The following is a 22,461-nucleotide window of genomic DNA, read 5'->3' on the forward strand; positions in this document are numbered from 1 at the left end:
CGGGCGGGATCTGCATGAAAAACGGGGCGGTAGTCTACCACCGCCCCGCACCGGGTCTTATAGCTCGGCCGCGAGGCGCGAGCCCTGGTTGATGGCGCGCTTGGCGTCCAGCTCGGCCGCCACATCGGCGCCGCCGACCAGGTGTACGTTCTGGCCGGCGGCGACCAGGCCGTCCTGCAATTCGCGCAACGGGTCCTGGCCGGCGCAAATGACGATGTTGTCCACCGCCAGCACCTGGGGTTCGCCCTCGGCGCCAATGCGGATGTGCAGGCCGGCATCGTCGATCTTCAGGTACTCGACACTGTTGAGCATCTGCACCTGCTTGTTCTTCAAACCAGTACGGTGGATCCAGCCGGTGGTCTTGCCCAGGCCGTCGCCGACCTTGGAGGTCTTGCGTTGCAGCAGGAACACTTCACGCGCCGGGGCATGGGGTTGCGGCTTGATCCCGGCCACGCCACCACGGGCTTGCAACTGGGTGTCGATGCCCCATTCCTTCCAGAACGCTTCGCGGTCCAGGCTGGTGGACACGCCCTGATGCACGAGGAACTCAGACACGTCGAAACCGATACCGCCCGCGCCGATCACCGCCACGCGCTTGCCGACCGGTTTGCGCTCCAGGATCACATCCAGGTAGCTCAGCACCTTGGCGTTGTCGATCCCCGGGATCGCCGGGGTGCGTGGCGCGATACCGGTCGCCAGGATGATCTCGTCATAGCCGCCCGCCGCCAGTTGCGCCACGTCCACGCGGGTGTTGAGGCACAGCTCCACATGGGTGGTCTGCAATTTGCGCTTGAAATAGCGCAGGGTTTCGAAGAACTCCTCTTTGCCCGGCACCCGCTTGGCGATGTTGAACTGGCCGCCGATCTCGCTGGCGGAATCGAACAAGGTCACGTGGTGGCCACGCTCGGCGGCCACCGTCGCAGCGGCCAGGCCGGCAGGACCGGCACCGACCACGGCGATCTTCTTGACCTGCTGGACGGGCAAATAGTTGAGCTCGGTTTCGTAGCACGCCCGTGGGTTGACCAGGCAAGTGGTCAGCTTGCCGCCAAAGGTGTGGTCCAGGCACGCCTGGTTGCAGCCGATGCAGGTATTGATCTCATCGGCGCGGCCGGCGGCGGCCTTGTTGACGAACTCCGGGTCGGCCAGGAACGGGCGTGCCATGGAGACCATGTCGGCATCGCCTTCGGCCAGGATCTGCTCGGCGATTTCCGGGGTGTTGATACGGTTGGTGGTGATCAACGGAATCTGCACCGCCCCGCGCAGCTTGGCGGTGACTTTGCTGAACGCGCCACGCGGCACCTTGGTGGCGATGGTCGGGATGCGCGCTTCGTGCCAGCCGATACCGGTGTTGATGATCGTCGCACCGGCGCCCTCGATGGCCTTGGCCAACTGCACGATTTCTTCCCAGGTGCTGCCGCCTTCCACCAGGTCGAGCATCGACAGGCGGAAGATGATGATGAAATTCGGACCCACGGCTTCACGCACACGACGCACGATTTCCACTGCCAGGCGCATGCGGTTTTCGTAGCTGCCACCCCAGCGGTCGGTGCGGTGGTTGGTGTGGGCCGCGAGGAACTGGTTAATGAAGTAGCCTTCGGAGCCCATGATTTCCACCCCATCGTACTCGGCGACCTGGGCCAGCAGCGAGCAGGTGACGAAATCCTGGATCTGCTTCTCGATGCCCTCTTCGTCCAGCTCCTTGGGCTTGAACGGGTTGATCGGCGCCTGGATCGCACTCGGCGCGACCTGTTTGGGGCTGTAGGCATATCGGCCGGCGTGGAGGATCTGCATGCAGATCTTGCCACCCGCCGCGTGCACCGCCTGGGTCACGATCTTGTGTTTTTGTGCTTCTTCCTCGGTGGTCAGCTTGGCTGCGCCGGCGTACACCCCGCCCTCATCATTCGGGCCAATGCCGCCGGTGACCATCAGGCCCACGCCGCCCCGGGCGCGCTCGGCAAAATAGGCAGCCATGCGTTCGAACCCGCCGGGTTTCTCTTCAAGACCAGTGTGCATCGAACCCATCAGGGTACGGTTGCGCAAAGTGGTAAAACCCAGGTCCAACGGGGCCAGCAGATGCGGGTAGGCAGCAGCGGTCATGGTCAAGCTCCACAACGGATCATCACGGGGTGTGACGGGCTCGTGCGACCCGCCATCGGTTTATGTCCCACAGACTAAGAGGCGGTGGATGACGGCTCAATGACTGAAACTGACAAGTTATTGATCCAAATGCACAGCGCCCCTTGGCAAGCCCGCCCATGGGCCCTACCCTAGTCGGCGAACCCTGCACACGGTCTGTTGTCTGTTCCCCCATGCGTAAACTTCTTGCTCTTACCGTCTCCCTGGCGCTGGTTGCCGCCATCGCCGCCTATCTGGTCTGGACCCAGGAACGCCCCGTGGCGCATTACCTGTCGGACCTGCGGATCACCCTCGCCGTCAACGAAGGCCTGCCTGCCGACCGTGGCAACCTGCTGGGCATCCAGCCGGAACTGTTCCCCGCCGACTACCAGAGCCTGGAACGCCTGCACCTGAAGCTCGCGGCGTACTTGCAAAAAGCCCGGGACCAGGGGCTGATCAATGACAAGACCATCGTGGTGCTGCCCGAACATATCGGCACCTGGCTGATGCTCACCGGCGAAAAAAACGAGGTGTACCAGGCGCTCCATGTGAAAGATGCGATGAACTGGCTGTCGGTCAGCAACCCGCTGCTGTTCGCCCGCGCCTGGATCAGCGCCACCGGCGACAACCGCACCGACGACGCCTACCTGCGTATGAAAGCCTCGGGCATGGCACGGGACTATCAGCTGTTGTTCGGCGGCCTGGCCAAGGAGTTCGGCGTTACGTTGGTGGCCGGCTCCATCACCCTGCCGAACCCGAGCGTGAGCCAGGGTCAACTGCAGGTCGGCCATGGCGCCTTGTATAACGCCAGCGTGGTGTTTGCCGCCGACGGCTTGCCGATCGGCGATCCGCAGCGCCAGCTCTACCCGATCTACGATGAGCGCGGCTTCATCAAGCCTGGCGATGAAAACATCGTCAGCGTGGTCGACACTCCGGCCGGGCGCCTGGGGGTGCTGGTCGGCAGCGACAGCTGGTACCCGGACAACTACCGCAAGCTCAACGAACAAGGCGCGCAGTTGATCGCGGTGCCAGCCTTTGTGCTGGGTCGCGATACCTGGGACCGTCCGTGGCGCGGCTTCAAAAGCGTGTCCACCCCGACCGAAATCAGCCTCAAGCCCGAAGAACTCAGTGAAGGCGAAGCCTGGCGCCGTCTTACGCTGATCAGCCAGCAACCGATCAGCCAGGCCAGCGCCGGCATGAGCGTGTTCCTGCGCGGGCAGTTCTGGGACCTGGGCACCGCCGGGCACAGTTTTCTCAGCAGCAACGGGCAAATCAGCGCCGATGGCGAGGCCCGTGGCGCGCGCTTGTTGAATATCTGGCTGTGAAACCGGTACGGCTGGGGGACCTGTCGGTGGGCTTCGTGCACAGCCTGGCCGATGCCATCAGCAGCCACGGCCTGGACCCGCAGCCGCTGCTACTGCAATACGGACTCGACTCGGCGCGCCTCGCCGAAGCCGGTGCACGCTTGTCGATCCCGCGTTACATGCGCCTGGGCCACGCCGCCATCCAGCTCACCGGCGACCCGGGCCTGGGCCTGCGCATGGGCCAGCTCAGCCGCTTGAGCCAGGCGGGGCTCGCCGGCGTCACCGCCGACCAGGCGCCCAACGTGCGCGAGGCGGCGCGCGCATTAACGCGTTTCGAGGCGCTGTACGGCTCCAACTATCGCGGGCAGTCGAGCTTCGTCGAGGATGCCGAGGGCGCCTGGTTGCGCTTCTACTCCATCAGCCCCTACAACGCCTACAACCGCTTCGTGGTGGACTCGATCATCGCCGGCTGGCTGCATCAGTTGTCGAGCCTGGCCCGGCAACCGGTGCAGGCGCAGCGTATCGACATCGAGTTCGAGGCGCCGGAGTACAGCGAACGCTACGACGCGCTGGGAGACGTTCACTTCGGTGCCGACGCCAATCAACTGCGCCTCAGCCAGCACACCCTGGCCCTGCGCAACCCGCAGCACTGCCCCAGTACCTGGAACCTGTTGTTGCAGCTGTGTGAGCGAGAGTTGGAGCAACTCACCCGCACCCGCAGCCTGCGCGAGCGCATTACCCGTTTGCTCGGGCCGATGCTCAATGGCGGCCGGGAACCCGACCTGGAAGAAGTGGCGGCACGCTTGAAGCTGCCGACCTGGACGCTGCGCCGCAAACTGGCCGATGAAGGCACTCAGTTTCGCGCGATTCTCAACGACACCCGTCGTGACCTGGCCATGACCTACATCCGCGACACGGAACTGGCGTTCGGCGAGATCGCCTACTTGCTCGGCTTTGCCTCGGCCCAGGCATTTCAACGGGCCTTCAGGCGGTGGAACAACCAGACCCCAGGGGAATTTCGCCGCAGTCAGCGGCATTCCGCCTGAAGTCTTTATTACAGCTCTGTTGCATCGTCTGCCGGTTCCAGCGGGTCCAACTCAATCGCGTGGTACTCAAGCAGTTCTTCCTGGTAATCGTCCATGGCGGACTCCTTCTTGCGTTAACAGGGGTTGCAGATAAATGACCTGCATCACCAGCCTAAAGTGCCGTGATGACGAAAAAATGTCGACGTCATGACGTTCCTGCACTCAAGGATTAAACGTAGCAGCGCTGCAGGGATTTAGCACCCGAGGAATGAGGCACTATTGCAATCATTGCAATTGCAATTAAATGCGAATTTCCATTAGGGTATGGGCATTCGTCGCCAGGTGACCCTCTCCATGACCGCCGCTACCGCACACGCCGCGCAGCTCTGTATCGACGCCTTGAGCACTGCCACCCCCGCCAGCCGGTCACCGTTGCACACCGTGATCAGCATGGCCAGCACCCTCGAATCCAGCCGCCAGGCCTGGGTGATCCACGGCCAGTCGCACTCCCGACGCGTGGGTAACTGGCCCGCCTGGTTCGCCCGCAACGCCGTGGAAAAACCCTTGCTGTACCTGCACAGCGCGCACTCGGCGGCACAGTTGAGCGCGCTATCGAACGTTACCCGGCAGCGCGGCATCCTGTGCAACGACATTGAAAACCAGCCCTCCCGGTGGCCCAAAGGTGCGCAGCCGTCCTTGCCGTTGTGGCTGGCCACTCATCCGCGCTGTACCCCGTATGACCCGGCCTCGGGGGAAGAAGCCCGCGCGATTGTGCTCGCGGCGTTGCGAAGCCTGTATGTCGAGGGCGAGCCCGGTTTCTATTACCTCGCGTTGCACGATCAGGACAGTGCAGCGCCGTTGGGCGAGCAGGACCGAGAGGCCGCGCTCAAGGGCATGTACCCACTCCAGCGCAACAGCCCCGTCGATGTGCGATTGCTCGGCGCAGGCCGCGCGCTTGACGAGGTGGTGCACGCCAGGCGCTTGCTCAAACAGCACTGGAACATCAGCGCGCAGCCATGGAGCTGCCCCAGCTACACACGACTGGCCCGCGAGGCAGCGGCCGCTGAACGCTGGAATCGCCTGCACCCAAGACTGACCAAGCGCGGTTGCCATTTGCGTGATTGCCTGGCGGGGAGCGCTGCGCCGGTAATTGCGGTGACCGGGTATCCGCAGGCGATTGTCGATCAGTTGGGGGCGCACGTGGATGCACGCTTTGTGGCGCTGGGCGCGGGGTCGGTACAGGCGGCGGCGCCGAGTCGATATTGGATCGTGGTATCGGCGCTCAGGGCATTGGCGGATGAAGGGCGGATCGACACACGGCAAGTGCAGGACGCGATGAAGCGCTATGCAGTGGAATGCGAGTGACGGCAAGGCAGCGCCGCAGGGTTTCAGATTTTGCGGCGACTGCGGGTCTGCACGCCCGCCTCCATCGCCAGCCCGGCGGTGCGCTCCAACGCGTCGGCGAAGCCCTGGCGCTGCTCGGGCTCAATCTGCGACAGAAACAACTCATCCACCGTGCTTTCGTAGATCTTCCACATCTTTTTACGCAGCACCCGACCGGCCTCGGTGATCGAGGCAAACGCCGCGCGGCCATCACCGTCGGAGCGGGAACGTACCACCAGACCGTCCTTTTCCAGGCGGTCGACCAGCCGCGTGAGGTTGTAGCGTTCGATGGCCAGCACGTCGGCCAATTCGTGCATGCGGCGGGTGCCGTCGGGGCCGCTTTCCAGCCCCCATAGCGCGTCGTACCAGGCGTACGGCGGCAGGTCCGCCTCAGCCAGGCGACGCTCGATTTCACGGATGACCGTCCTGTGGGCCCTGACAAAACGGAACCATACATCCGGCTCTTTCGACGACATGCAACACCATCCGGGGAATTTCAAGAAGGTTGCAATAGTAGCTCATCCCGCGCTAGATTCGGTCATGTAGTTGCAATTGCAATTACATTTACCGACACTCCCACAAGGAGCCCGTCACTTCAAACCTGCCTACCCTGGAGCCTCACATGACCCCGAACAACGCTGTCAGACGCGACGACGACCCACAGGAAACCCGCGAGTGGCTGGAGTCCATCGAATCGGTGTTGTCCACTGAAGGCCGGCCCCGCGCGCACTACCTGATCGATAAGTTGCTGGATTTCGACGTGGCGCGGCATGGCGACTTCTACGGGCGGGTGACCACGCCGTACGTCAATACCCTCCCGGTGGACCGTCAGTTGCCCTACCCCGGCAACCTGGCCATCGAACGCCGTATCAATGCGTTTATCCGCTGGAATGCCATGGCAATGGTGTTGCGTGCAGGCAAGCACTCAGGGGTGGGTGGGCATATCGCAACCTATGCGTCAGCCGCCGTGCTCTACGACGTAGGCTTCGACCACTTCTTTCGTGGCCGTACCGAGCACTTTGACGGCGACCTGGTGTACATCCAGGGCCACTCCTCCCCCGGCATTTATGGCCGCGCCTACCTGGAGGGCCGCATCAGCGAAGCGCAACTCGACAACTTTCGCCGTGAGGCCGGTGGCGAGGGTATTTCGTCCTACCCGCACCCACGGCTGATGCCGGACTTCTGGCAATTCCCCACCGTGTCCATGGGCCTTGGCCCGATCACTGCCGCTTACCAGGCGCGCTTCATGCGCTACCTGGAACTGCGCGACCTCAAACCCCACCAGGGGCGCAAGGTCTGGGCCTTCCTCGGTGATGGCGAAATGGACCAGCCGGAATCCCTGGCCGCCATCTCCCTGGCCGGGCGCGAGAAACTCGACAACCTGATCTTTGTGGTCAATTGCAACCTGCAACGCCTGGACGGCCCGGTGCGCGGCAATGCCAAGGTGATCCAGGAGTTCGAAAGCCTGTATCGCGCCGCCGGTTGGAACGTGATCAAAGTGATCTGGGGCGGTGGTTGGGACGCCCTGCTGGACAAAGACCACAGCGGCCTGCTGCGCCAACGCATGATGGAATGCGTGGACGGCGACTATCAGAACTACAAGTCGCAGAACGGCGCTTATGTGCGCGAACATTTCTTCGGCAAATACCCGGAGTTGCTGGCATTGGTTGCGGACATGTCCGACGACGAAATCTGGAAGCTCTCACGGGGCGGGCATGACCCGGACAAGGTCTACAACGCCTACGCCGCCGCTGTGCGCCATAGCGGCCAGCCTACGGTGATCCTGGCGAAAACCGTCAAGGGTTTCGGCATGGGTGAAGCCGGCGAAGGCCAGAACATCAACCATCAATTGAAGAAGATGGGCGCAGACGCGGTAAGAGCCTTCCGCGATCGTTTTGGCCTGGAAGTCGCGGACGAGCAACTCGCCGACATTCCCTACCTCAAGCCCGCCGCCGACAGCGAAGAAGCCCGTTACTTCGCGGCCCGCCGCCAGGCCCTGGGCGGCTATGTACCGGCACGCCACAGTGCGGTCGAACCCTTGCAGATCCCCGAACTCGCCGCCTTTTCCACCCAGCTCAAGGACACCGGCGAACGGGCGATCTCCACCACCATGGCCTTTGTGCGCATCCTCGGCACCCTGCTCAAGGACCCGCACCTGGGCAAACTGATCGTGCCTATCGTGCCGGACGAGTCGCGCACCTTTGGCATGGAAAGCCTGTTCCGTCAGATTGGCATCCACTCCGCCGTAGGCCAGCTCTACACCCCGCAGGACGCAGGGCAACTGAGCTACTACAAGGAAAGCAAGGACGGACAGATCCTGCAGGAAGGCCTGAATGAGTCGGGCGCCATTTCCTCGTGGATCGCGGCCAGTACGTCGTACAGCAACCACGGCTTGATGACGGTGCCGTTCTATATCTTCTATTCGATGTTCGGCTTCCAGCGGGTCGGCGACCTGGCCTGGGCGGCCGGCGATGCACGGGCACGCGGTTTTTTGCTGGGGGCCACGGCCGGCCGCACCACGCTGATGGGCGAAGGCTTGCAGCATGACGATGGACACAGCCATATCCTGTCGTCGGTGATTCCGTGCTGCGTGTCCTACGACCCGACATTTGCCTACGAGCTGGCGGTGATCATTCGCGAAGGCATGCGGCGGATGTACGTGGAACAGGAGGACATCTACTACTACATCACCCTGCTCAACGAGAATTACCCGCACCCGGCGATGCCCGAAGGGGTGGAAGACGGGATTCTGAAGGGCATGTACCCGCTCAAGACCAGCGAGCAGGCCCGGGTGCAACTGATGGGCAGTGGCTCAATCCTGCGCGAAGTGATCGCGGCGGCCGAGCTGCTTGAGCAGGACTTCGGCGTGCACAGCACTGTGTGGAGCGCCACCAGCCTCACCGAATTGCGCCGCGACGGGCATGCAGCCGAACGCTGGAACCTGCTGCACCCGCAGAGCGAGCCACGGGTAAGTTATGTGGAGCAATGCCTGGCCGGGCAGAACGGGCCGGTGGTGGTGGCGACGGACTACATGAAGCTGTTCGCCGATCAGATCCGCCCCTTTGTCCACGGCCGACGCTTTGTGGCCCTGGGCACGGACGGCTTCGGGCAATCGGATACCCGTGAAACCCTGCGCGCGTTCTTCGAAGTGGACCGGTATTTCATCGCGCTGACAGCCTTGAAGGCGTTGGCGGATGACGGCGTTATCGGTCGTGAAAAAGTCAGTGAAGCCATCAGCCGCTACGGGATCAACGTCGACAAGGTCAACCCCGTGGCGGTCTGAATTACTGCGCCGGTGTCGGCAGGGGCGGAATCGCTTCTGTCGGTGCCGGCAGGTCCGGGTTACTGGTAGCCGGCGCGGGTTCCGCCTGCGGCGCAATCGGCGCGGCCTCGGCAGGCGGCGTGACGGGCTGGGAAACGGCAGGCTCCTCCTTCGGCGGTTCGGTTTTCTCTGCTGCCGGTACGGTTTTAGGTTCCGGCACACCCAGCTCGGCTTTCGGCTGCTCGGGGATATGCGCGGCCTTTTTTACTTCCTGAGGCAAGAACACGTCCACCAGCGCAAAATAGCGCTCGTAGAATTTCGGTGCCGAAACGGTCTCGCTCGCCACCTTCACCATCGAGTCATCGGTGGAACCGATCGGCATCGACACCGAACCCAGCACGCCCACGCCCAGGCTCGCGGAGTTGTTGACCTTCTTCAGCGCGTAACGGTCCTGCAAGGCGTTGGCGAACATGGTCGAGTGATTGGTACCTTTGCCATCGTCGGCACACACCACGTTGAAGCTGATCTGCAGGTGGGTCTCGCCGGTCTGCTGGAAGCTCTTGTTACCCACCACCAGTTTCGGATCGCTGCTGGTGATGATATAGCCCTGGCTCAGCAAGGCACGTCGCGCCGCTTCGCACGCCGCCACATCGGTGACCGGGTAATCGCGGGAAAACGTACCGGAGTCGTCGAAATTCTCATGTTCATAAATGGCGGTCTTGGGTGACGAGCAGCCCGCGGCGCCCGCCAGCACCAGCGCCAGCCCGAGGCTACGCAAGTGAAATGATGTCGACATTGAAAATCCTGAGGAAAACGGTCCGGGCGGTATTGTGCAACAGAACGAGGCCTTGGCGCGCGCATTCCTGTCGGTAAAACGTCACAGCCTTACCTTACGCCGCCCGTAGGAAAAAGACCTGCACATATATGATCAATAAACACGCGCAATTTGACCGAAGCATGGCGACTTGATGGCCATAACATCCAGAAACTGCCTCGGTGTTCCAGAAAATCATCCAGCACCCTTTGCAGGCGCCCCTCCTGCACGGCCTGTTCGACCATGTAGTCCGGCAGGCAGGCGATCCCCAACCCGTCGAGCACCACATGCTTGAGGGACTCGATGGTGGTACTGACCAACGGAGTGCGCAGGACCGGCTCCGACGCGCCGGGGGCGTGGCGTTCGGCGGGTTGCCCGCATTGCTGCAAACCGCACTGGCCAAATCGGCAGGTGAGTCGGCGGACGCCGCGCAATCGATGCTGGTGACCGTGTGGAACCTGGGCATCGCTGGCGGCGGCCTCGCGGGCGGGGTGCTGCTCCAGGGCTGGGGCGTCGCCGCATTTCCCTGGGCGGTGGTGTTGCTGATGCTGTGGGCATTGGCCGGGGCGTCGAGAGGCGCCCGCAGTTGAAGAATCAATAAGACCCTACCTGGCTGAGCGCCACGGCCGAAAGATACAGACCGGCACCAAACACGCCATGGGACAGCACACTGCGCAGGCGATTTCTCCAAGGTGTTGGTGTGCGAGACGCCGCCACACCCGCGCCCATCGCGGGCTGCATCACGAAGTAAGGGATCACCACCGTCAGCGTGCCCACCATCAACGCAGGCAACCATTGGGGATCATGCAGCCATTGCACGCCGTAGATACTCACCAACAGCGCCGCAAAGGCGATACCCACGGCATAGTGAATCGCCCAGCCCAGCGCCGATTCGCCGCGTACCGGCGAGGCCTTGCCGATACTGGCATGGGCAAGCGTGCCGTGACGCAGGTGGCCGGCCCAGCGGCCCACCATCGAGTAATCGAGCGTTGTAATGCCCAAGCCTTTGAGAATCATCGACCACACATCCATCACGACAGTCGCCCCGATCCCGATCAATACCAGCCTTACACCTTCTTCCATCGACAACATGACCTGCCCTCCGATTGATGAGCCCCTCGTTCACAGGCAGGATAGAAGTTGAAGTCAACTTCAAGTCAAGGGAGGCATCATGGATATCTCGGAAGTGGCCCGGCGTACGGGGCTGCCCTCCTCCACCGTGCGGTTTTACGAGAAGGCCGGGTTGATCACCGCGACCAGTGCCCCAGGGGAACGGCGCCACTTCAGGCCCGCCGTGCTCGATCAATTGGCGCTGATCGCCCTCGGACAAGCCGGCGGCCTGTCGCTGGATGAAATCCGCAGCATGCTGCCCTTCGAGGGCGTATTGCAGGTGGACAGACAGCTGTTGCTGGACAAGGCCGACAGCATCGACGCGACCATCAAGCGCCTGAAAGCGATGAGTCAGGGCTTGCGGCATGCGGCGGACTGCCCGGCACCTGACCATGGGCAATGCCCGAATTTCCAGCGCTTGCTCAAGGTCGCGGCAGGCACGCTGAAAAGGAGCAGAACGGCGCGTACCCCATCGGGCAGTCCACTCCAGCGCCCATAAAAAAGCCCCCGGTCTTTTCAGGCCGGGGGCTTTTGAGTCAAACCGACATCAGAACTTCTTGATGTCAGCCTTGGTTTCCAACTGCTTGCGGTAGGCCGCGAAGTCCTGCTGACCGACACGGGAAGCGAGGAAGCGGCGGTATTGCGCCTTTTCTTCGTCCGTTGGCGCAGCGGCTTCGTTGACGCCGTTCAGGCGCACGATGACCAGGCTACCATCCGCCAGGGTCACGGTGGTGAAGGTCGGCTTGTCCTTGGCCGCAGGCTTGGGCATGCGGAACAGGGCTTGCAGCACGGCAGGGTCGATCGCTTCCTGGCTACGGGTAGCGGCTTCAGTGACCTTCCAGGCCTGGCCGTCGACCGGCTGGTTCAGCGGGGTCTTGCCATCACGCAGGCTGGCGATCAGCTCGTCAGCGTGAGTCTTGGCAGCCGCGCTGGCGCGTTCCTTGGCCATCTGGGTGCGGATCGCCGCTGCGACGCTTTCCAGCGGCAGTTGCGAAGGCTTCAGGTGCTCTTTGGCACGCAGCACGATGATGGTTTCCGGGTCCAGCTCGATAGCGCTGCTGTTGGCACCCTCATCCAGCACTTCCGGGCTGAATGCAGCGGTGACCACGGCCCGGTTGGCCGCAACACCTTCGCCTCCTTCACGGCCAAACGGCGCGGAGGTGTGTACAGTCAGTTTCAGGTCGGACGCCGGCTGGGCCAGGTCGGAGGCTTCGAATGCCGCATCTTCCAATTGTTTGGTCGCTTCGACATAACGCTGCTCGACCTGCTGGGTCTTGAGCTCTTTGGTCAGCTTGTCTTTCAGGCTGGCAAAGGTCGGCACTTGCGGTGCTTCAACGCCGAGCAGCTTGATCAGGTGCCAACCGAAGCTGCTGCGCACCGGTGCCGATACCTGGTCCTTGTTCAACGCGTACAAGGCGGTTTCGAAGTCCGGGTCGTAGACGCCAGGGCCGGCAAAGCCCAGGTCACCGCCGTTGCTGGCCGAGCCTGGATCCTGGGAGAACTCCTTGGCCAGGGCTTCGAACTTCTCACCCTTGGCCAGGCGTGCCTGGATTTCTTCGATCTTGGCCTTGGCTTGCGCGTCGGTGGTCTTGTCGTTGACTTCAATCAGAATGTGCGCGGCACGACGCTGCTCAGCGAGGTTGGCGATTTCTTTCTGATAGGCGGCCTGCAACTCATCGTCCTTCACGGTGACCTGGTCGAAGAAGGAAGACTTCTTCAGTTCCAGATAGTCGATGACCACTTGATCAGGGGTCATGAACTCTTTGGCATGCTGGTCGTAGTAAGCCTTGACCTCGTCGTCGGTGAGTTTCACCGCGGCAGGGTTGGCCTTGATGTTGACGGTGGCGAAATCGCGGGTCTGCTTTTCCAGGCGGGCGAATGCCAGGACTTCCGCGTCGGTCACAAAACCGCTGCCGGCGATGCCTGCGCGAACCTGGCCGATCAGCATTTCCTGGGTCAGCATCTGACGGAACTGCATACGGGTGTAGCCCAGTTGGCGAATGACCTGGTCAAAGCGGTCAGGGCTGAACTTGCCGTCCACCTGGAATTCCGGCGTCTGCAGGATCACCTGGTCCAGTGCAGCTTCGGAGAAGCCAAACTTGGAGTCGGCGGCGCCTTGCAGCAGCAGCTTGCGATCGATCAGGCCCTTGAGGGCCGCGTCGCGCAGCAGTTTTTCGTCCAGCAGCGAAGCATCGAAATCCTTGCCCAGCTGTTGCATCAGCTGGCGGCGTTGCATGTCGACGGCCTGGCTCAGTTCGGTCTGGGTGATTTCTTCACCGTTGACCTTGGCCACGTCCTGCTTGTTGTTACCCGAAGCCTGGAAAATGGCCTCGATACCGGTGAACGCCATCAACGCGACGATGATCCCGATAATGGTCTTGGCAATCCAGCCTTGTGAATTGTCCCTGATATTTTGCAGCATGCGTCCCCCAGAAACGGTTGAACTTCAAGAATAGGCAACCGTGGAGCGTGGGTAGAGTACGGATATAAGAAAGGCGCATCCAAGGATGCGCCTTCTCGCAACTGGCGGAGCGGACGGGGGTTTTCGTTCTCCCCCGGCTTGGCGACCCGATGAATACCTGGGTCTGCTGGCCGCTCCGCTGCCAGGTCGAACCTGCGTCCGACCCGGGTAGGTAAAGGCTTGGTCGAAGCTTAGTTAACGGCTTCTTTCAGGGCTTTACCGGCTTTGAAACCTGGTTTCTTGGCGGCAGCGATTTGCAGTGGGTCGCCAGTCTGTGGGTTACGGCCAGTGCGAGCTGGGCGGTGAGTCACAGAGAACGTACCGAAGCCTACCAGTACCACGGAGTCGCCGGCCTTCAGAGCGCCAGTGACGGATTCGATTACTGCATCCAGCGCACGGCCAGCAGCAGCTTTCGGGATATCAGCGGATGCAGCGATAGCATCAATCAGTTCCGACTTGTTCACTCTAAGTCCCCTTATATATCTATTGAGTATGATTCTAAGTTTTTTGGTGAAAGCAAAAACCAGTGCTGAATGGCCTACAGACACTTAAGAGCCGCTTTATAACAAGGGCTCTAAAAAGCTGTCAAGGAAGCCCCCAGGCTTTAACACATTAATGCGTGCTAATTCTTTCCTTGGAATCAGACTCGCGTTTTTCGTCCTTTGCAACTATCTCCGGAGCCACATCCGGCAAGGGCTCCGGCGCGTATTGCAGCGCAATTTGCAGGACCTCGTCAATCCATTTAACCGGTTTAATCTGAAGATCCTGCTTGATATTGTCAGGAATTTCCTTCAAGTCGCGAACATTCTCTTCAGGAATGATCACGGTCTTGATACCGCCCCGGTGTGCAGCCAGCAATTTCTCTTTCAGGCCACCGATAGCCAATACCTGGCCACGCAGGGTGATTTCACCGGTCATGGCGACATCGGCGCGTACCGGAATGCCGGTCAACGCCGATACCAGGGCCGTGCACATGCCTACACCAGCGCTAGGGCCGTCCTTGGGGGTCGCCCCTTCCGGCATGTGGATGTGCGTGTCGTGCTTCTCGTGGAAGTCCAGGGGGATCCCCAGGCTCCTGGCGCGGCTGCGCACCACGGTCTGCGCGGCAGTGATGGACTCGACCATCACGTCACCGAGGGATCCGGTCTTGATCAACTGGCCTTTGCCTGGAATCACTGCGGCTTCGATGGTCAGCAACTCGCCGCCCACCTGGGTCCACGCCAGGCCAGTCACCTGGCCGACCTGATCCTGCTGTTCGGCCAGGCCGTAGCGGAATTTGCGCACGCCCAGGAAGTGCTCCAGGGAGTCGGCCGTGACCTTCACCGAGAAGCGTTTTTCCAGTGCGTGCTCTTTGACCGCCTTGCGGCAGATCTTCGCAATCTGGCGCTCAAGGCCCCGTACACCGGCCTCGCGGGTGTAGTAGCGCACGATGTCGCGGATCGCCTCGACCTCGAATTCGATCTCGCCTTTCTTCAGGCCATTGGCCGACGTCTGCTTGGGCGCGAGGTATTTGACGGCGATGTTGATCTTTTCGTCTTCGGTGTAACCCGGCAGACGAATCACCTCCATCCGGTCCAGCAGCGCTGGCGGGATGTTCATGGAGTTGGAGGTGCACAGGAACATCACATCGGAGAGGTCGTAGTCGACTTCCAGGTAATGGTCGTTGAAATTGTGGTTCTGCTCGGGGTCGAGCACTTCCAGCAACGCCGATGCCGGATCGCCTCGCATGTCACTGCCCATTTTGTCGATTTCATCGAGCAGGAACAGCGGGTTGCGCACACCCACCTTTGTCATCTTTTGAATCAATCTTCCTGGCATCGAACCGATGTATGTGCGGCGATGACCACGGATTTCCGCTTCATCCCGTACACCACCAAGGGCCATGCGCACGAACTTACGGTTGGTAGCGTTGGCAATCGACTCGGCCAGGGAGGTTTTACCCACACCCGGCGGACCAACCAGGCACAACACCGGGCCACGAATCTTCTTCACGCGTTTTTGCACAGCGAGGTATTCGAGGATGCGTTCCTTGACTTCTTCCAGGCCATAGTGATCGGCGTCGAGAATGTCTTCGGCACGAGCGAGGTCCAGGCGTACCTTGGTCTGAGCCTTCCACGGCACCTGCACCAGCCAGTCGATGTAGGACCGCACCACGGTGGCTTCGGCCGACATCGGCGACATCTGCTTGAGCTTGTTCAGCTCGGCGGTGGCTTTGGTCAGGGCGTCTTTCGGCAGGCCGGCGGCATCGATGCGCTTTTTCAGCTCCTCGATCTCGTTGTGGCCCTCCTCGCTGTCGCCAAGCTCCTTCTGAATGGCCTTCATCTGCTCATTCAAGTAGTACTCGCGCTGACTGCGCTCCATTTGCTTCTTCACGCGACCACGAATGCGCTTCTCAACCTGCAACAGGTCGATTTCGGCATCCAGCAGTGCCAATACATGTTCTACACGTGCCGGCAAGTCGATGATTTCGAGGATGTCCTGCTTCTGCTCGATCTTCAGCGCCATGTGCGCGGCCATGGTGTCGACCAGGCGGCTCGGCTCATCGATGCTGTTGAGGGAGGACAGGACTTCAGCCGGGACCTTCTTGCCCAACTGCACATACTGCTCGAACTGCGAGAGCAGGCTGCGTACAAACACTTCGGACTCGCGCTCAGGGGCCTCGACTTCGTCGATCAGCGCCACTTCGGCGCGCAGGTGGCCATCCACCTCCATGAAGCGTTCCACCGCGCCACGCTGCTCGCCTTCCACCAGCACCTTGACGGTGCCATCGGGCAGCTTGAGCAGTTGCAGCACGGTGGCAATGGTACCGACGCGATACAGGGCATCTTCGCCTGGATCATCATCGGCAGGATTTCTCTGGGCCAACAGCAGGATCTGCTTGTCGCCCGTCATCGCGGCCTCGAGGGCTTCGATAGACTTCTCGCGCCCCACGAACAGCGGGATAACCATGTGCGGATAGACGACGACATCACGCAACGGCAGGAGAGGCAATTCGATGGTTGTCTTCATGATTTCGCCTCTATGACAATTGAAAAGTAAGCTTGAAACCAAGATGGGGTCTGCATGCAAAAAAAACAAGCTTATTGCCAGCAGTTAACGCAGTAAACGCTCCTGCGTAAAAAGCGCCGTAAAAACAAAGGGGCCCCTGGAGGCCCCTTGCTTATACAGACACTGCGAAACGCTTACGCGTCTGGCGCAGCCTTGGCAGTCGGCTCACTGTTTTCGTAGATATACAGTGGCTTGGACTTGCCTTCTATAACGCTTTCATCGATCACCACTTTACTCACCTCGGACTGCGAGGGGATTTCGTACATGGTGTCGAGCAACACGCCTTCGAGAATCGAACGCAGGCCACGTGCACCGGTCTTGCGCTCCAGTGCCCGCTTGGCCACTGATTTGAGTGCGTCGGTACGGAACTCGAGGTCTACACCTTCCATCTCGAACAACTTGGCGTATTGCTTGGTCAGGGCGTTCTTCGGCTCGGTGAGGATCTGAATCAAAGCAGCCTCATCCAACTCGTCCAACGTGGCCAGGACCGGCAGACGACCAACGAATTCAGGGATCAGACCGAACTTGACCAGATCGTCAGGTTCGACTTCACGCAGGGACTCGCCCACCTTCTTGCCTTCTTCCTTGCTGCGCACTTCTGCACTGAAACCAATGCCACCACGGGTGGAACGCTGCTGGATGACTTTTTCCAGGCCGGAGAACGCACCGCCACAGATGAACAGGATGTTGCGCGTATCAACCTGAAGGAATTCCTGCTGCGGGTGCTTGCGGCCGCCTTGTGGCGGTACGGAAGCGACCGTGCCTTCGATCAGTTTCAACAGTGCCTGCTGCACGCCTTCACCGGAAACGTCCCGGGTGATCGACGGGTTGTCCGACTTGCGCGAGATCTTGTCGATTTCGTCGATGTAGACAATACCCATCTGGGCCTTCTCTACGTCGTAGTCGCACTTCTGCAGCAGTTTCTGAATGATGTTCTCGACATCTTCACCCACGTAGCCAGCCTCGGTAAGGGTGGTGGCGTCGGCGATGGTGAACGGAACGTTCAGCAGGCGAGCGAGGGTTTCTGCAAGCAGGGTTTTACCCGAGCCTGTAGGACCGATCAGCAAGATATTGCTCTTGCCGAGTTCAACTTCGTCGCCTTTCTTGTCACGCTGGTTCAAGCGCTTGTAGTGGTTGTATACCGCTACGGCCAGAACCTTCTTTGCACGCTCTTGACCAATCACATACTGGTCAAGGATGCCGCTGATTTCTTTAGGCGAAGGCAATTTATGCGCGCTGCTCTCGGCCTGGGCTTCCTGCACCTCCTCACGGATGATGTCATTGCACAGGTCGACGCATTCGTCGCAGATAAACACCGAGGGGCCGGCAATCAATTTGCGTACTTCATGCTGGCTTTTGCCACAGAAGGAGCAATAGAGCAGCTTGCCGTTGTCCTCGCCGTTGCGGGTGTCAGTCATTCGTTCGATCCAAATCCGATAGGCTTGCAACACAAGATGAAGGCTTATGCGGGCTTTTTCAAGCCCGCCAGTGGTCGGACATGCCGACCAGCCCTATTTTGAGCGGCGTATATTAAGCGGGACGCTGGGTGATCACTGCGTCGATCAGGCCATATGCCTGCGCCGCTTCGGCACTCATGAAGTTGTCGCGGTTGGTATCGCGCTCGATTTCTTCCAGGGTGCGCCCGCTGTGCTTGGCCATCAGCGTGTTGAGGCGCTCGCGGATAAACAGGATTTCCTTGGCGTGGATTTCGATGTCCGACGCCTGGCCCTGGAAACCGCCCAGTGGCTGGTGAATCATCACGCGCGAGTTGGGGAGGCAGAAGCGCTTGCCCTCGGCACCGGCAGTCAGCAGGAACGCGCCCATGCTGCAGGCCTGGCCGATGCAGGTGGTCGACACGTTCGGCTTGATGAACTGCATGGTGTCGTAGATCGACATGCCCGCCGTTACCGAACCGCCTGGGGAGTTGATGTAGAGATGGATGTCCTTGTCCGGGTTTTCCGCTTCAAGGAACAGCAGCTGCGCACAGATCAGGTTGGCCATGTAGTCCTCTACGGGGCCCACCAGAAAGATCACTCGCTCCTTGAGCAGGCGCGAGTAGATGTCGTAGGCGCGTTCGCCACGAGCGGACTGCTCGACAACCATCGGGACCAGGCCGCCAGCGGCCTGGATATCAGAGTTCTGCTGAATATAGGAATTACGGAACATGCTCTGCAGTTACTCCCAAATAGTCATGTCTTGAAAACGCATAAGCCAGCGCGAGGCTGGCTTATGGTTGAATTTCCAACGAGTTGGACAATCAGTCGGCTTGTGCTGCTTCCGCCGGTTTGACTGCTTCTTCGTAAGAGACCGCTTTATCGGTCACCTTAGCCTTCTGCAGAACAGTATCCACAACTTGTTCTTCCAGCACAACCGAACGCACTTCGTTCAGTTGCTGATCGTTCTTGTAGTACCAAGCCACGACCTGCTCAGGCTCCTGGTAGGCCGAAGCCATTTCCTGGATCATTTCGCGAACGCGGTCTTCGTCCGGCTTGAGGTCGAACTGCTTGACCACTTCAGCCACGATCAGGCCCAGCACGACGCGACGCTTGGCTTGCTCTTCGAACAGCTCGGCCGGCAGCTGGTCAGGCTTGATGTTGCCACCAAACTGCTGGACAGCTTGAACGCGCAGGCGATCTACTTCGTTGGACAGCAGGGCCTTGGGCACTTCGATCGGGTTGGCAGCCAGCAGACCGTCCATGACCTGGTTCTTGACCTTGGACTTGATGGCCTGGCGCAGCTCGCGCTCCATGTTCTTGCGAACTTCGGCGCGGAAACCTTCGATACCGGTTTCCTTGATACCGAATTGCGCGAAGAATTCTTCGTTCAGCTCTGGCAGCTTAGGCTCGGAAACGCTGTTGACAGTCACGGTGAACTCGGCGGCTTTGCCAGCCAGGTCCAGGTTCTGGTAGTCAGCAGGGAAGGTCAGGTTCAGAACGCGTTCTTCGCCGGCTTTGGCGCCAACCAGGCCGTCTTCGAAACCCGGGATCATGCGGTTGGAACCCAGCACCAGCTGAGTGCCCTTGGCGGAGCCGCCAGCGAACACTTCGCCGTCAACCTTGCCAACGAAATCGATGTTCAACTGGTCTTCGTTCTGGGCAGCACGGTCGGCCACTTCGAAACGGGTGTTCTGCTTGCGCAGGATTTCCAGCATGTTGTCCAGGTCCGAGTCAGCCACTTCGGCGCTCAGGCGCTCGATGGCGATACCGTCGAAACCGGCCACTTCAAACTCAGGGAACACTTCGAATACGGCAACGTATTCCAGGTCCTTGCCTGCTTCCAGGGACTTAGGCTCGATCGACGGCGAACCCGCCGGGTTCAGCTTGTGTTCAACGACCGCTTCGTAGAAAGAAGCCTGGATCACGTCGCCCACAGCTTCCTGGCGCGCATCGGCACCAAAACGGCGCTTGATTTCGCTCATTGGCACTTTGCCTGGACGGAAACCAGCGATCTTGGCCTTCTGGGCAGTCTGCTGCAGACGCTTGTTGACCGCAGTCTCGAGACGCTCAGCCGGCACGGTGATGCTCAGGCGACGCTCGATAGCAGTAGTATTTTCAACAGAAACTTGCATGGATATTCCTCGTTGCACAGACGTTAGCCGGCCATTTCCGACCCCAATCAAGGGCATGCATTCTAGTGGGTCAAACTCAAGAAGTCACCCTACTGCAAATACGCCCGAAAACAGCCGGCAATTTATCGGTACGAAGGCACTGATGCACCTCGCCCCGGTGACAAATACAACCCATCACGCCAGGGCTCTGCGCCGCCCCTTCTATATATAGAAGAAGTCGTCATCCATCTCCCTGACGGCCAACCCTTCAAACAGGGCTGACAGGCAGCGCGGCATCATCGAGATACATAAATACGACGAAACGCCCTGCCGTTGCGGCCCACTACGTGCTGCCGCCGAATAGTCGAACCGCTGAAACCAAAAAAGGCGCCAGACTGTTAAATCTGGCGCCTTTCGAATATGGGGTGGACGAAGGGGATCGAACCCTCGACAACGGGAGTCACAATCCCGTGCTCTACCAACTGAGCTACGCCCACCATATTGCGTTAACAAAGAAACCAAACCACTTCTTTGTCTAGCCCTACCCCGTTTCTCAACAAGGCCAGGCTTTATTTGGTGCGGATGAAGAGACTCGAACTCTTACGCCTCGCGGCGCTGGAACCTAAATCCAGTGTGTCTACCAATTCCACCACATCCGCGCTTGAAGCTCTTAAAGCAAAGGCGCCAGACGATTAATCTGGCGCCTTTCAAAATATGGGGTGGACGAAGGGGATCGAACCCTCGACAACGGGAGTCACAATCCCGTGCTCTACCAACTGAGCTACGCCCACCATCTGACGCTACTTGTGCCAAAGCTGCCTAATGGCGCACCCGGCAGGACTCGAACCTGCGACCATCCGCTTAGAAGGCGGATGCTCTATCCAGCTGAGCTACGGGCGCCTTATTAATCTGTACTCTTGGAGGATTACAAACTAAGTGCTTCCAGCCTTGCAGAACAACACGCTATTCTGCTCGGCCTTCTTAACCAGTGCTAGGCTGTGCCCGACAAGTGCGACGAATAGTATAGACGCCCTCGAAACCCGTCAAATCTTTTTTGAAAAAAATTCATTTTATTTAAGGGGTTAGGGCAATTTGCAGATCAAGCGCCTTTGCCCTCACGCCTTGGCATGCGAGAATGCGCGCACTTTTCTTCCCCCTCTCGATGGTTAATCACGCGTAATGACTGCACAACTTATCGACGGCAAATCAATCGCCGCCAGCCTGCGCCAGCAGATCGCCAAACGAGTCACCGAGCGCAGCCAGCAAGGCCTGCGCACGCCTGGCCTCGCGGTGATCCTGGTCGGCAGCGATCCTGCCTCTCAGGTTTATGTCTCGCACAAGCGTAAAGACTGTGAAGAGGTCGGCTTTATTTCCAAGGCCTACGACTTGCCTTCCGAGACCACCCAGCAGGCCCTTACCGACCTGATCGACGGCCTCAACGACGACCCGAAGATTGATGGCATCCTGCTTCAACTGCCATTGCCCGAGCACTTGGACGCCTCCAAATTGCTGGAGCGCATTCGTCCGGACAAAGACGTCGACGGTTTCCACCCTTATAACGTCGGTCGCCTGGCCCAGCGTATCCCGCTGCTGCGCCCGTGCACGCCGAAGGGCATCATGACCCTGCTGGAAAGCACCGGTGTCGACCTGTACGGCCTCGACGCCGTGGTCGTTGGCGCGTCCAACATCGTCGGTCGCCCGATGGCCATGGAACTGCTGCTGGCCGGCTGCACCGTGACCGTTACCCACCGCTTCACCAAGGACCTCGCCGGCCACGTCGGCCGCGCCGACCTGGTGGTGGTTGCCGCCGGCAAGCCGGGCCTGGTCAAGGGTGAGTGGATCAAGGAAGGCGCCATCGTCATCGACGTGGGCATCAACCGCCAGGAAGACGGCAAGCTGGTCGGCGACGTGGTGTACGAAACCGCCCTGCCCCGCGCCGGCTGGATCACCCCGGTACCCGGCGGTGTCGGCCCGATGACGCGCGCCTGCCTGCTGGAAAACACCCTGTACGCCGCAGAGACCCTGCACGCTTAATAACCGGGTGTACTGAAAAAGCCCTGCTTTATCGCATAATGCTGTTCACTTAAGCGGAGCAGCCTTACGGTCCACTGGGTACCGGGTTTTGGAAATCTTCACCGTCCTTGGCCTTCCTGGCCTTGGGCGGTGATCCAGAAACATTCCTCCTACTCCTCCCCTCAGCTCGCTTAGCCTCCTTCCTGTTGCTGATACCGGGTTCGCTGCTGCCATCACGATCAACTGTACCGCTATGTACTGGCAGGCTGGCTTGAACCGTATATCTGAAGGTGCGCGGCCGAATGCTACAGCGGCCTGGCTGGCCTCCCGACGAATAATGTTGTAAGCCAGCAAAAGCCCCCAGACCTCCTGATAAATC

16 protein-coding genes, 4 tRNA genes and 3 pseudogenes are annotated in these 22,461 nt (G+C 60.3%); 7 read left to right on the plus strand and 16 right to left on the minus strand.

Annotated elements, in window-relative coordinates; translation table 11 throughout:
• Window positions 1-57 precede the first annotated feature (57 nt).
• Window positions 58-2,097 (minus strand): NADPH-dependent 2,4-dienoyl-CoA reductase, encoded by a 2,040-nt coding sequence (locus tag BMX59_RS17965; RefSeq protein ID WP_093124137.1) that lies wholly within the window; start codon window positions 2,095-2,097, stop codon window positions 58-60.
• Window positions 2,098-2,309: 212 nt separating this feature from the next.
• Between BMX59_RS17965 and BMX59_RS17970 the strand changes: the two genes are divergently transcribed.
• From BMX59_RS17970 to BMX59_RS17980, 3 genes are all read left to right on the plus strand, one after another.
• Entirely contained in the window at window positions 2,310-3,440 is a 1,131-nt protein-coding gene (locus BMX59_RS17970) for a carbon-nitrogen hydrolase family protein (RefSeq protein ID WP_093124140.1), read from the plus strand.
• Complete coding sequence (locus BMX59_RS17975) at window positions 3,437-4,465, plus strand: AraC family transcriptional regulator (protein WP_092244794.1); 1,029 nt, start codon at window positions 3,437-3,439, stop codon at window positions 4,463-4,465. Before BMX59_RS17970 ends, BMX59_RS17975 begins: the two co-directional genes overlap by 4 nt.
• Window positions 4,466-4,798: 333 nt before the next feature.
• Window positions 4,799-5,809 (plus strand): transketolase-like TK C-terminal-containing protein, encoded by a 1,011-nt coding sequence (locus BMX59_RS17980; RefSeq protein ID WP_092245518.1) that lies wholly within the window; start codon window positions 4,799-4,801, stop codon window positions 5,807-5,809.
• 23 nt (window positions 5,810-5,832) lie between these two features.
• Here the strand turns inward: BMX59_RS17980 and BMX59_RS17985 are convergent, their stop codons facing one another.
• Window positions 5,833-6,303: a MarR family winged helix-turn-helix transcriptional regulator gene (locus BMX59_RS17985; RefSeq protein ID WP_071492022.1), complete on the minus strand. Its 471-nt coding sequence runs from the start codon at window positions 6,301-6,303 to the stop codon at window positions 5,833-5,835.
• A 146-nt stretch (window positions 6,304-6,449) separates the two neighbouring features.
• Between BMX59_RS17985 and aceE the strand changes: the two genes are divergently transcribed.
• Window positions 6,450-9,110: a pyruvate dehydrogenase (acetyl-transferring), homodimeric type gene (aceE, locus tag BMX59_RS17990; protein WP_093124148.1), complete on the plus strand. Its 2,661-nt coding sequence runs from the start codon at window positions 6,450-6,452 to the stop codon at window positions 9,108-9,110.
• Between the two features lies 1 nt (window position 9,111).
• On the opposite strand, the gene BMX59_RS17995 is transcribed toward aceE, so the two are convergent.
• Together BMX59_RS17995 and BMX59_RS18000 are read right to left on the minus strand one after the other, a co-directional pair.
• Complete coding sequence (locus BMX59_RS17995; RefSeq protein ID WP_093124153.1) at window positions 9,112-9,885, minus strand: DUF2242 domain-containing protein; 774 nt, start codon at window positions 9,883-9,885, stop codon at window positions 9,112-9,114.
• An 89-nt stretch (window positions 9,886-9,974) separates the two neighbouring features.
• Window positions 9,975-10,265: pseudogene (locus BMX59_RS18000) on the minus strand (LysR substrate-binding domain-containing protein); the annotation flags it as partial.
• Here BMX59_RS18000 and BMX59_RS18005 point away from each other — a divergent pair.
• Window positions 10,257-10,493: pseudogene (locus tag BMX59_RS18005) on the plus strand (MFS transporter); the annotation flags it as partial. The pseudogenes BMX59_RS18000 and BMX59_RS18005 overlap by 9 nt on opposite strands.
• 4 nt (window positions 10,494-10,497) lie before the next feature.
• On the opposite strand, the gene BMX59_RS18010 reads toward BMX59_RS18005, so the two are convergent.
• Complete coding sequence (locus tag BMX59_RS18010; RefSeq protein WP_093124161.1) at window positions 10,498-10,995, minus strand: DUF2938 domain-containing protein; 498 nt, start codon at window positions 10,993-10,995, stop codon at window positions 10,498-10,500.
• Between the two features lie 79 nt (window positions 10,996-11,074).
• Between BMX59_RS18010 and BMX59_RS18015 the strand changes: the two genes are divergently transcribed.
• The gene (locus BMX59_RS18015) at window positions 11,075-11,512 is read left to right on the plus strand and encodes a helix-turn-helix domain-containing protein (protein ID WP_092244776.1); all 438 of its coding nucleotides are present in this window, start codon (window positions 11,075-11,077) and stop codon (window positions 11,510-11,512) included.
• A gap of 48 nt (window positions 11,513-11,560) precedes the next feature.
• On the opposite strand, the gene BMX59_RS18020 is transcribed toward BMX59_RS18015, so the two are convergent.
• From BMX59_RS18020 to BMX59_RS18065, 10 genes are all read right to left on the minus strand, one after another.
• Window positions 11,561-13,435 (minus strand): SurA N-terminal domain-containing protein, encoded by a 1,875-nt coding sequence (locus tag BMX59_RS18020; RefSeq protein ID WP_093124165.1) that lies wholly within the window; start codon window positions 13,433-13,435, stop codon window positions 11,561-11,563.
• 230 nt (window positions 13,436-13,665) lie between these two features.
• Window positions 13,666-13,938 carry an HU family DNA-binding protein gene (locus tag BMX59_RS18025; RefSeq protein ID WP_093124168.1) on the minus strand — a complete coding sequence of 91 codons (273 nt, stop codon included), beginning with the start codon at window positions 13,936-13,938 and terminating at the stop codon, window positions 13,666-13,668.
• 148 nt (window positions 13,939-14,086) lie between these two features.
• Window positions 14,087-16,483, minus strand: coding sequence for an endopeptidase La (lon, locus tag BMX59_RS18030; protein WP_071492029.1), 2,397 nt, complete (start codon window positions 16,481-16,483; stop codon window positions 14,087-14,089).
• Between the two features lie 173 nt (window positions 16,484-16,656).
• On the minus strand, window positions 16,657-17,940 hold the full coding sequence (gene clpX, locus BMX59_RS18035; protein ID WP_003238279.1) for an ATP-dependent Clp protease ATP-binding subunit ClpX: 1,284 nt from the start codon (window positions 17,938-17,940) through the stop codon (window positions 16,657-16,659).
• A 112-nt stretch (window positions 17,941-18,052) separates the two neighbouring features.
• Window positions 18,053-18,688 (minus strand): ATP-dependent Clp endopeptidase proteolytic subunit ClpP, encoded by a 636-nt coding sequence (gene clpP, locus BMX59_RS18040; RefSeq protein WP_092244767.1) that lies wholly within the window; start codon window positions 18,686-18,688, stop codon window positions 18,053-18,055.
• 91 nt (window positions 18,689-18,779) lie between these two features.
• Entirely contained in the window at window positions 18,780-20,090 is a 1,311-nt protein-coding gene (gene tig / locus BMX59_RS18045; protein WP_093124173.1) for a trigger factor, read from the minus strand.
• A gap of 400 nt (window positions 20,091-20,490) precedes the next feature.
• Window positions 20,491-20,566 (minus strand) — tRNA-His (locus tag BMX59_RS18050).
• A 77-nt stretch (window positions 20,567-20,643) separates the two neighbouring features.
• Window positions 20,644-20,728, minus strand: a tRNA-Leu gene (locus BMX59_RS18055).
• Between the two features lie 56 nt (window positions 20,729-20,784).
• Window positions 20,785-20,860, minus strand: a tRNA-His gene (locus BMX59_RS18060).
• Between the two features lie 32 nt (window positions 20,861-20,892).
• Window positions 20,893-20,969: transfer RNA gene (locus tag BMX59_RS18065), tRNA-Arg, on the minus strand.
• Window positions 20,970-21,248: 279 nt separating this feature from the next.
• Between BMX59_RS18065 and folD the strand changes: the two genes are divergently transcribed.
• On the plus strand, window positions 21,249-22,103 hold the full coding sequence (gene folD, locus BMX59_RS18070; RefSeq protein WP_071492047.1) for a bifunctional methylenetetrahydrofolate dehydrogenase/methenyltetrahydrofolate cyclohydrolase FolD: 855 nt from the start codon (window positions 21,249-21,251) through the stop codon (window positions 22,101-22,103).
• A gap of 45 nt (window positions 22,104-22,148) precedes the next feature.
• Here the strand turns inward: folD and BMX59_RS18075 are convergent.
• Window positions 22,149-22,461: pseudogene (locus tag BMX59_RS18075) on the minus strand (IS4 family transposase); the annotation flags it as partial.

This window comes from Pseudomonas sp. NFR09 (assembly GCF_900111535.1).
GTDB lineage: Bacteria > Pseudomonadota > Gammaproteobacteria > Pseudomonadales > Pseudomonadaceae > Aquipseudomonas > Aquipseudomonas extremorientalis.

Bases quoted from the DNA above. Each gene is read 5' to 3' on its own strand.
- BMX59_RS17970 (WP_093124140.1), top strand. From the start codon at position 2,310: ATGCGTAAACTTCTTGCTCTTACCGTCTCCCTGGCGCTGGTTGCCGCC.
- folD (WP_071492047.1), top strand. From the start codon at position 21,249: ATGACTGCACAACTTATCGACGGCAAATCAATCGCCGCCAGCCTGCGC.
- BMX59_RS18010 (WP_093124161.1), bottom strand. From the start codon at position 10,995: ATGTTGTCGATGGAAGAAGGTGTAAGGCTGGTATTGATCGGGATCGGG.
- aceE (WP_093124148.1), top strand. From the start codon at position 6,450: ATGACCCCGAACAACGCTGTCAGACGCGACGACGACCCACAGGAAACC.
- BMX59_RS18015 (WP_092244776.1), top strand. From the start codon at position 11,075: ATGGATATCTCGGAAGTGGCCCGGCGTACGGGGCTGCCCTCCTCCACC.
- BMX59_RS17995 (WP_093124153.1), bottom strand. From the start codon at position 9,885: ATGTCGACATCATTTCACTTGCGTAGCCTCGGGCTGGCGCTGGTGCTG.
- lon (WP_071492029.1), bottom strand. From the start codon at position 16,483: ATGAAGACAACCATCGAATTGCCTCTCCTGCCGTTGCGTGATGTCGTC.
- BMX59_RS17965 (WP_093124137.1), bottom strand. From the start codon at position 2,097: ATGACCGCTGCTGCCTACCCGCATCTGCTGGCCCCGTTGGACCTGGGT.
- tig (WP_093124173.1), bottom strand. From the start codon at position 20,090: ATGCAAGTTTCTGTTGAAAATACTACTGCTATCGAGCGTCGCCTGAGC.
- BMX59_RS18020 (WP_093124165.1), bottom strand. From the start codon at position 13,435: ATGCTGCAAAATATCAGGGACAATTCACAAGGCTGGATTGCCAAGACC.
- clpX (WP_003238279.1), bottom strand. From the start codon at position 17,940: ATGACTGACACCCGCAACGGCGAGGACAACGGCAAGCTGCTCTATTGC.
- BMX59_RS17980 (WP_092245518.1), top strand. From the start codon at position 4,799: ATGACCGCCGCTACCGCACACGCCGCGCAGCTCTGTATCGACGCCTTG.
- clpP (WP_092244767.1), bottom strand. From the start codon at position 18,688: ATGTTCCGTAATTCCTATATTCAGCAGAACTCTGATATCCAGGCCGCT.
- BMX59_RS17985 (WP_071492022.1), bottom strand. From the start codon at position 6,303: ATGTCGTCGAAAGAGCCGGATGTATGGTTCCGTTTTGTCAGGGCCCAC.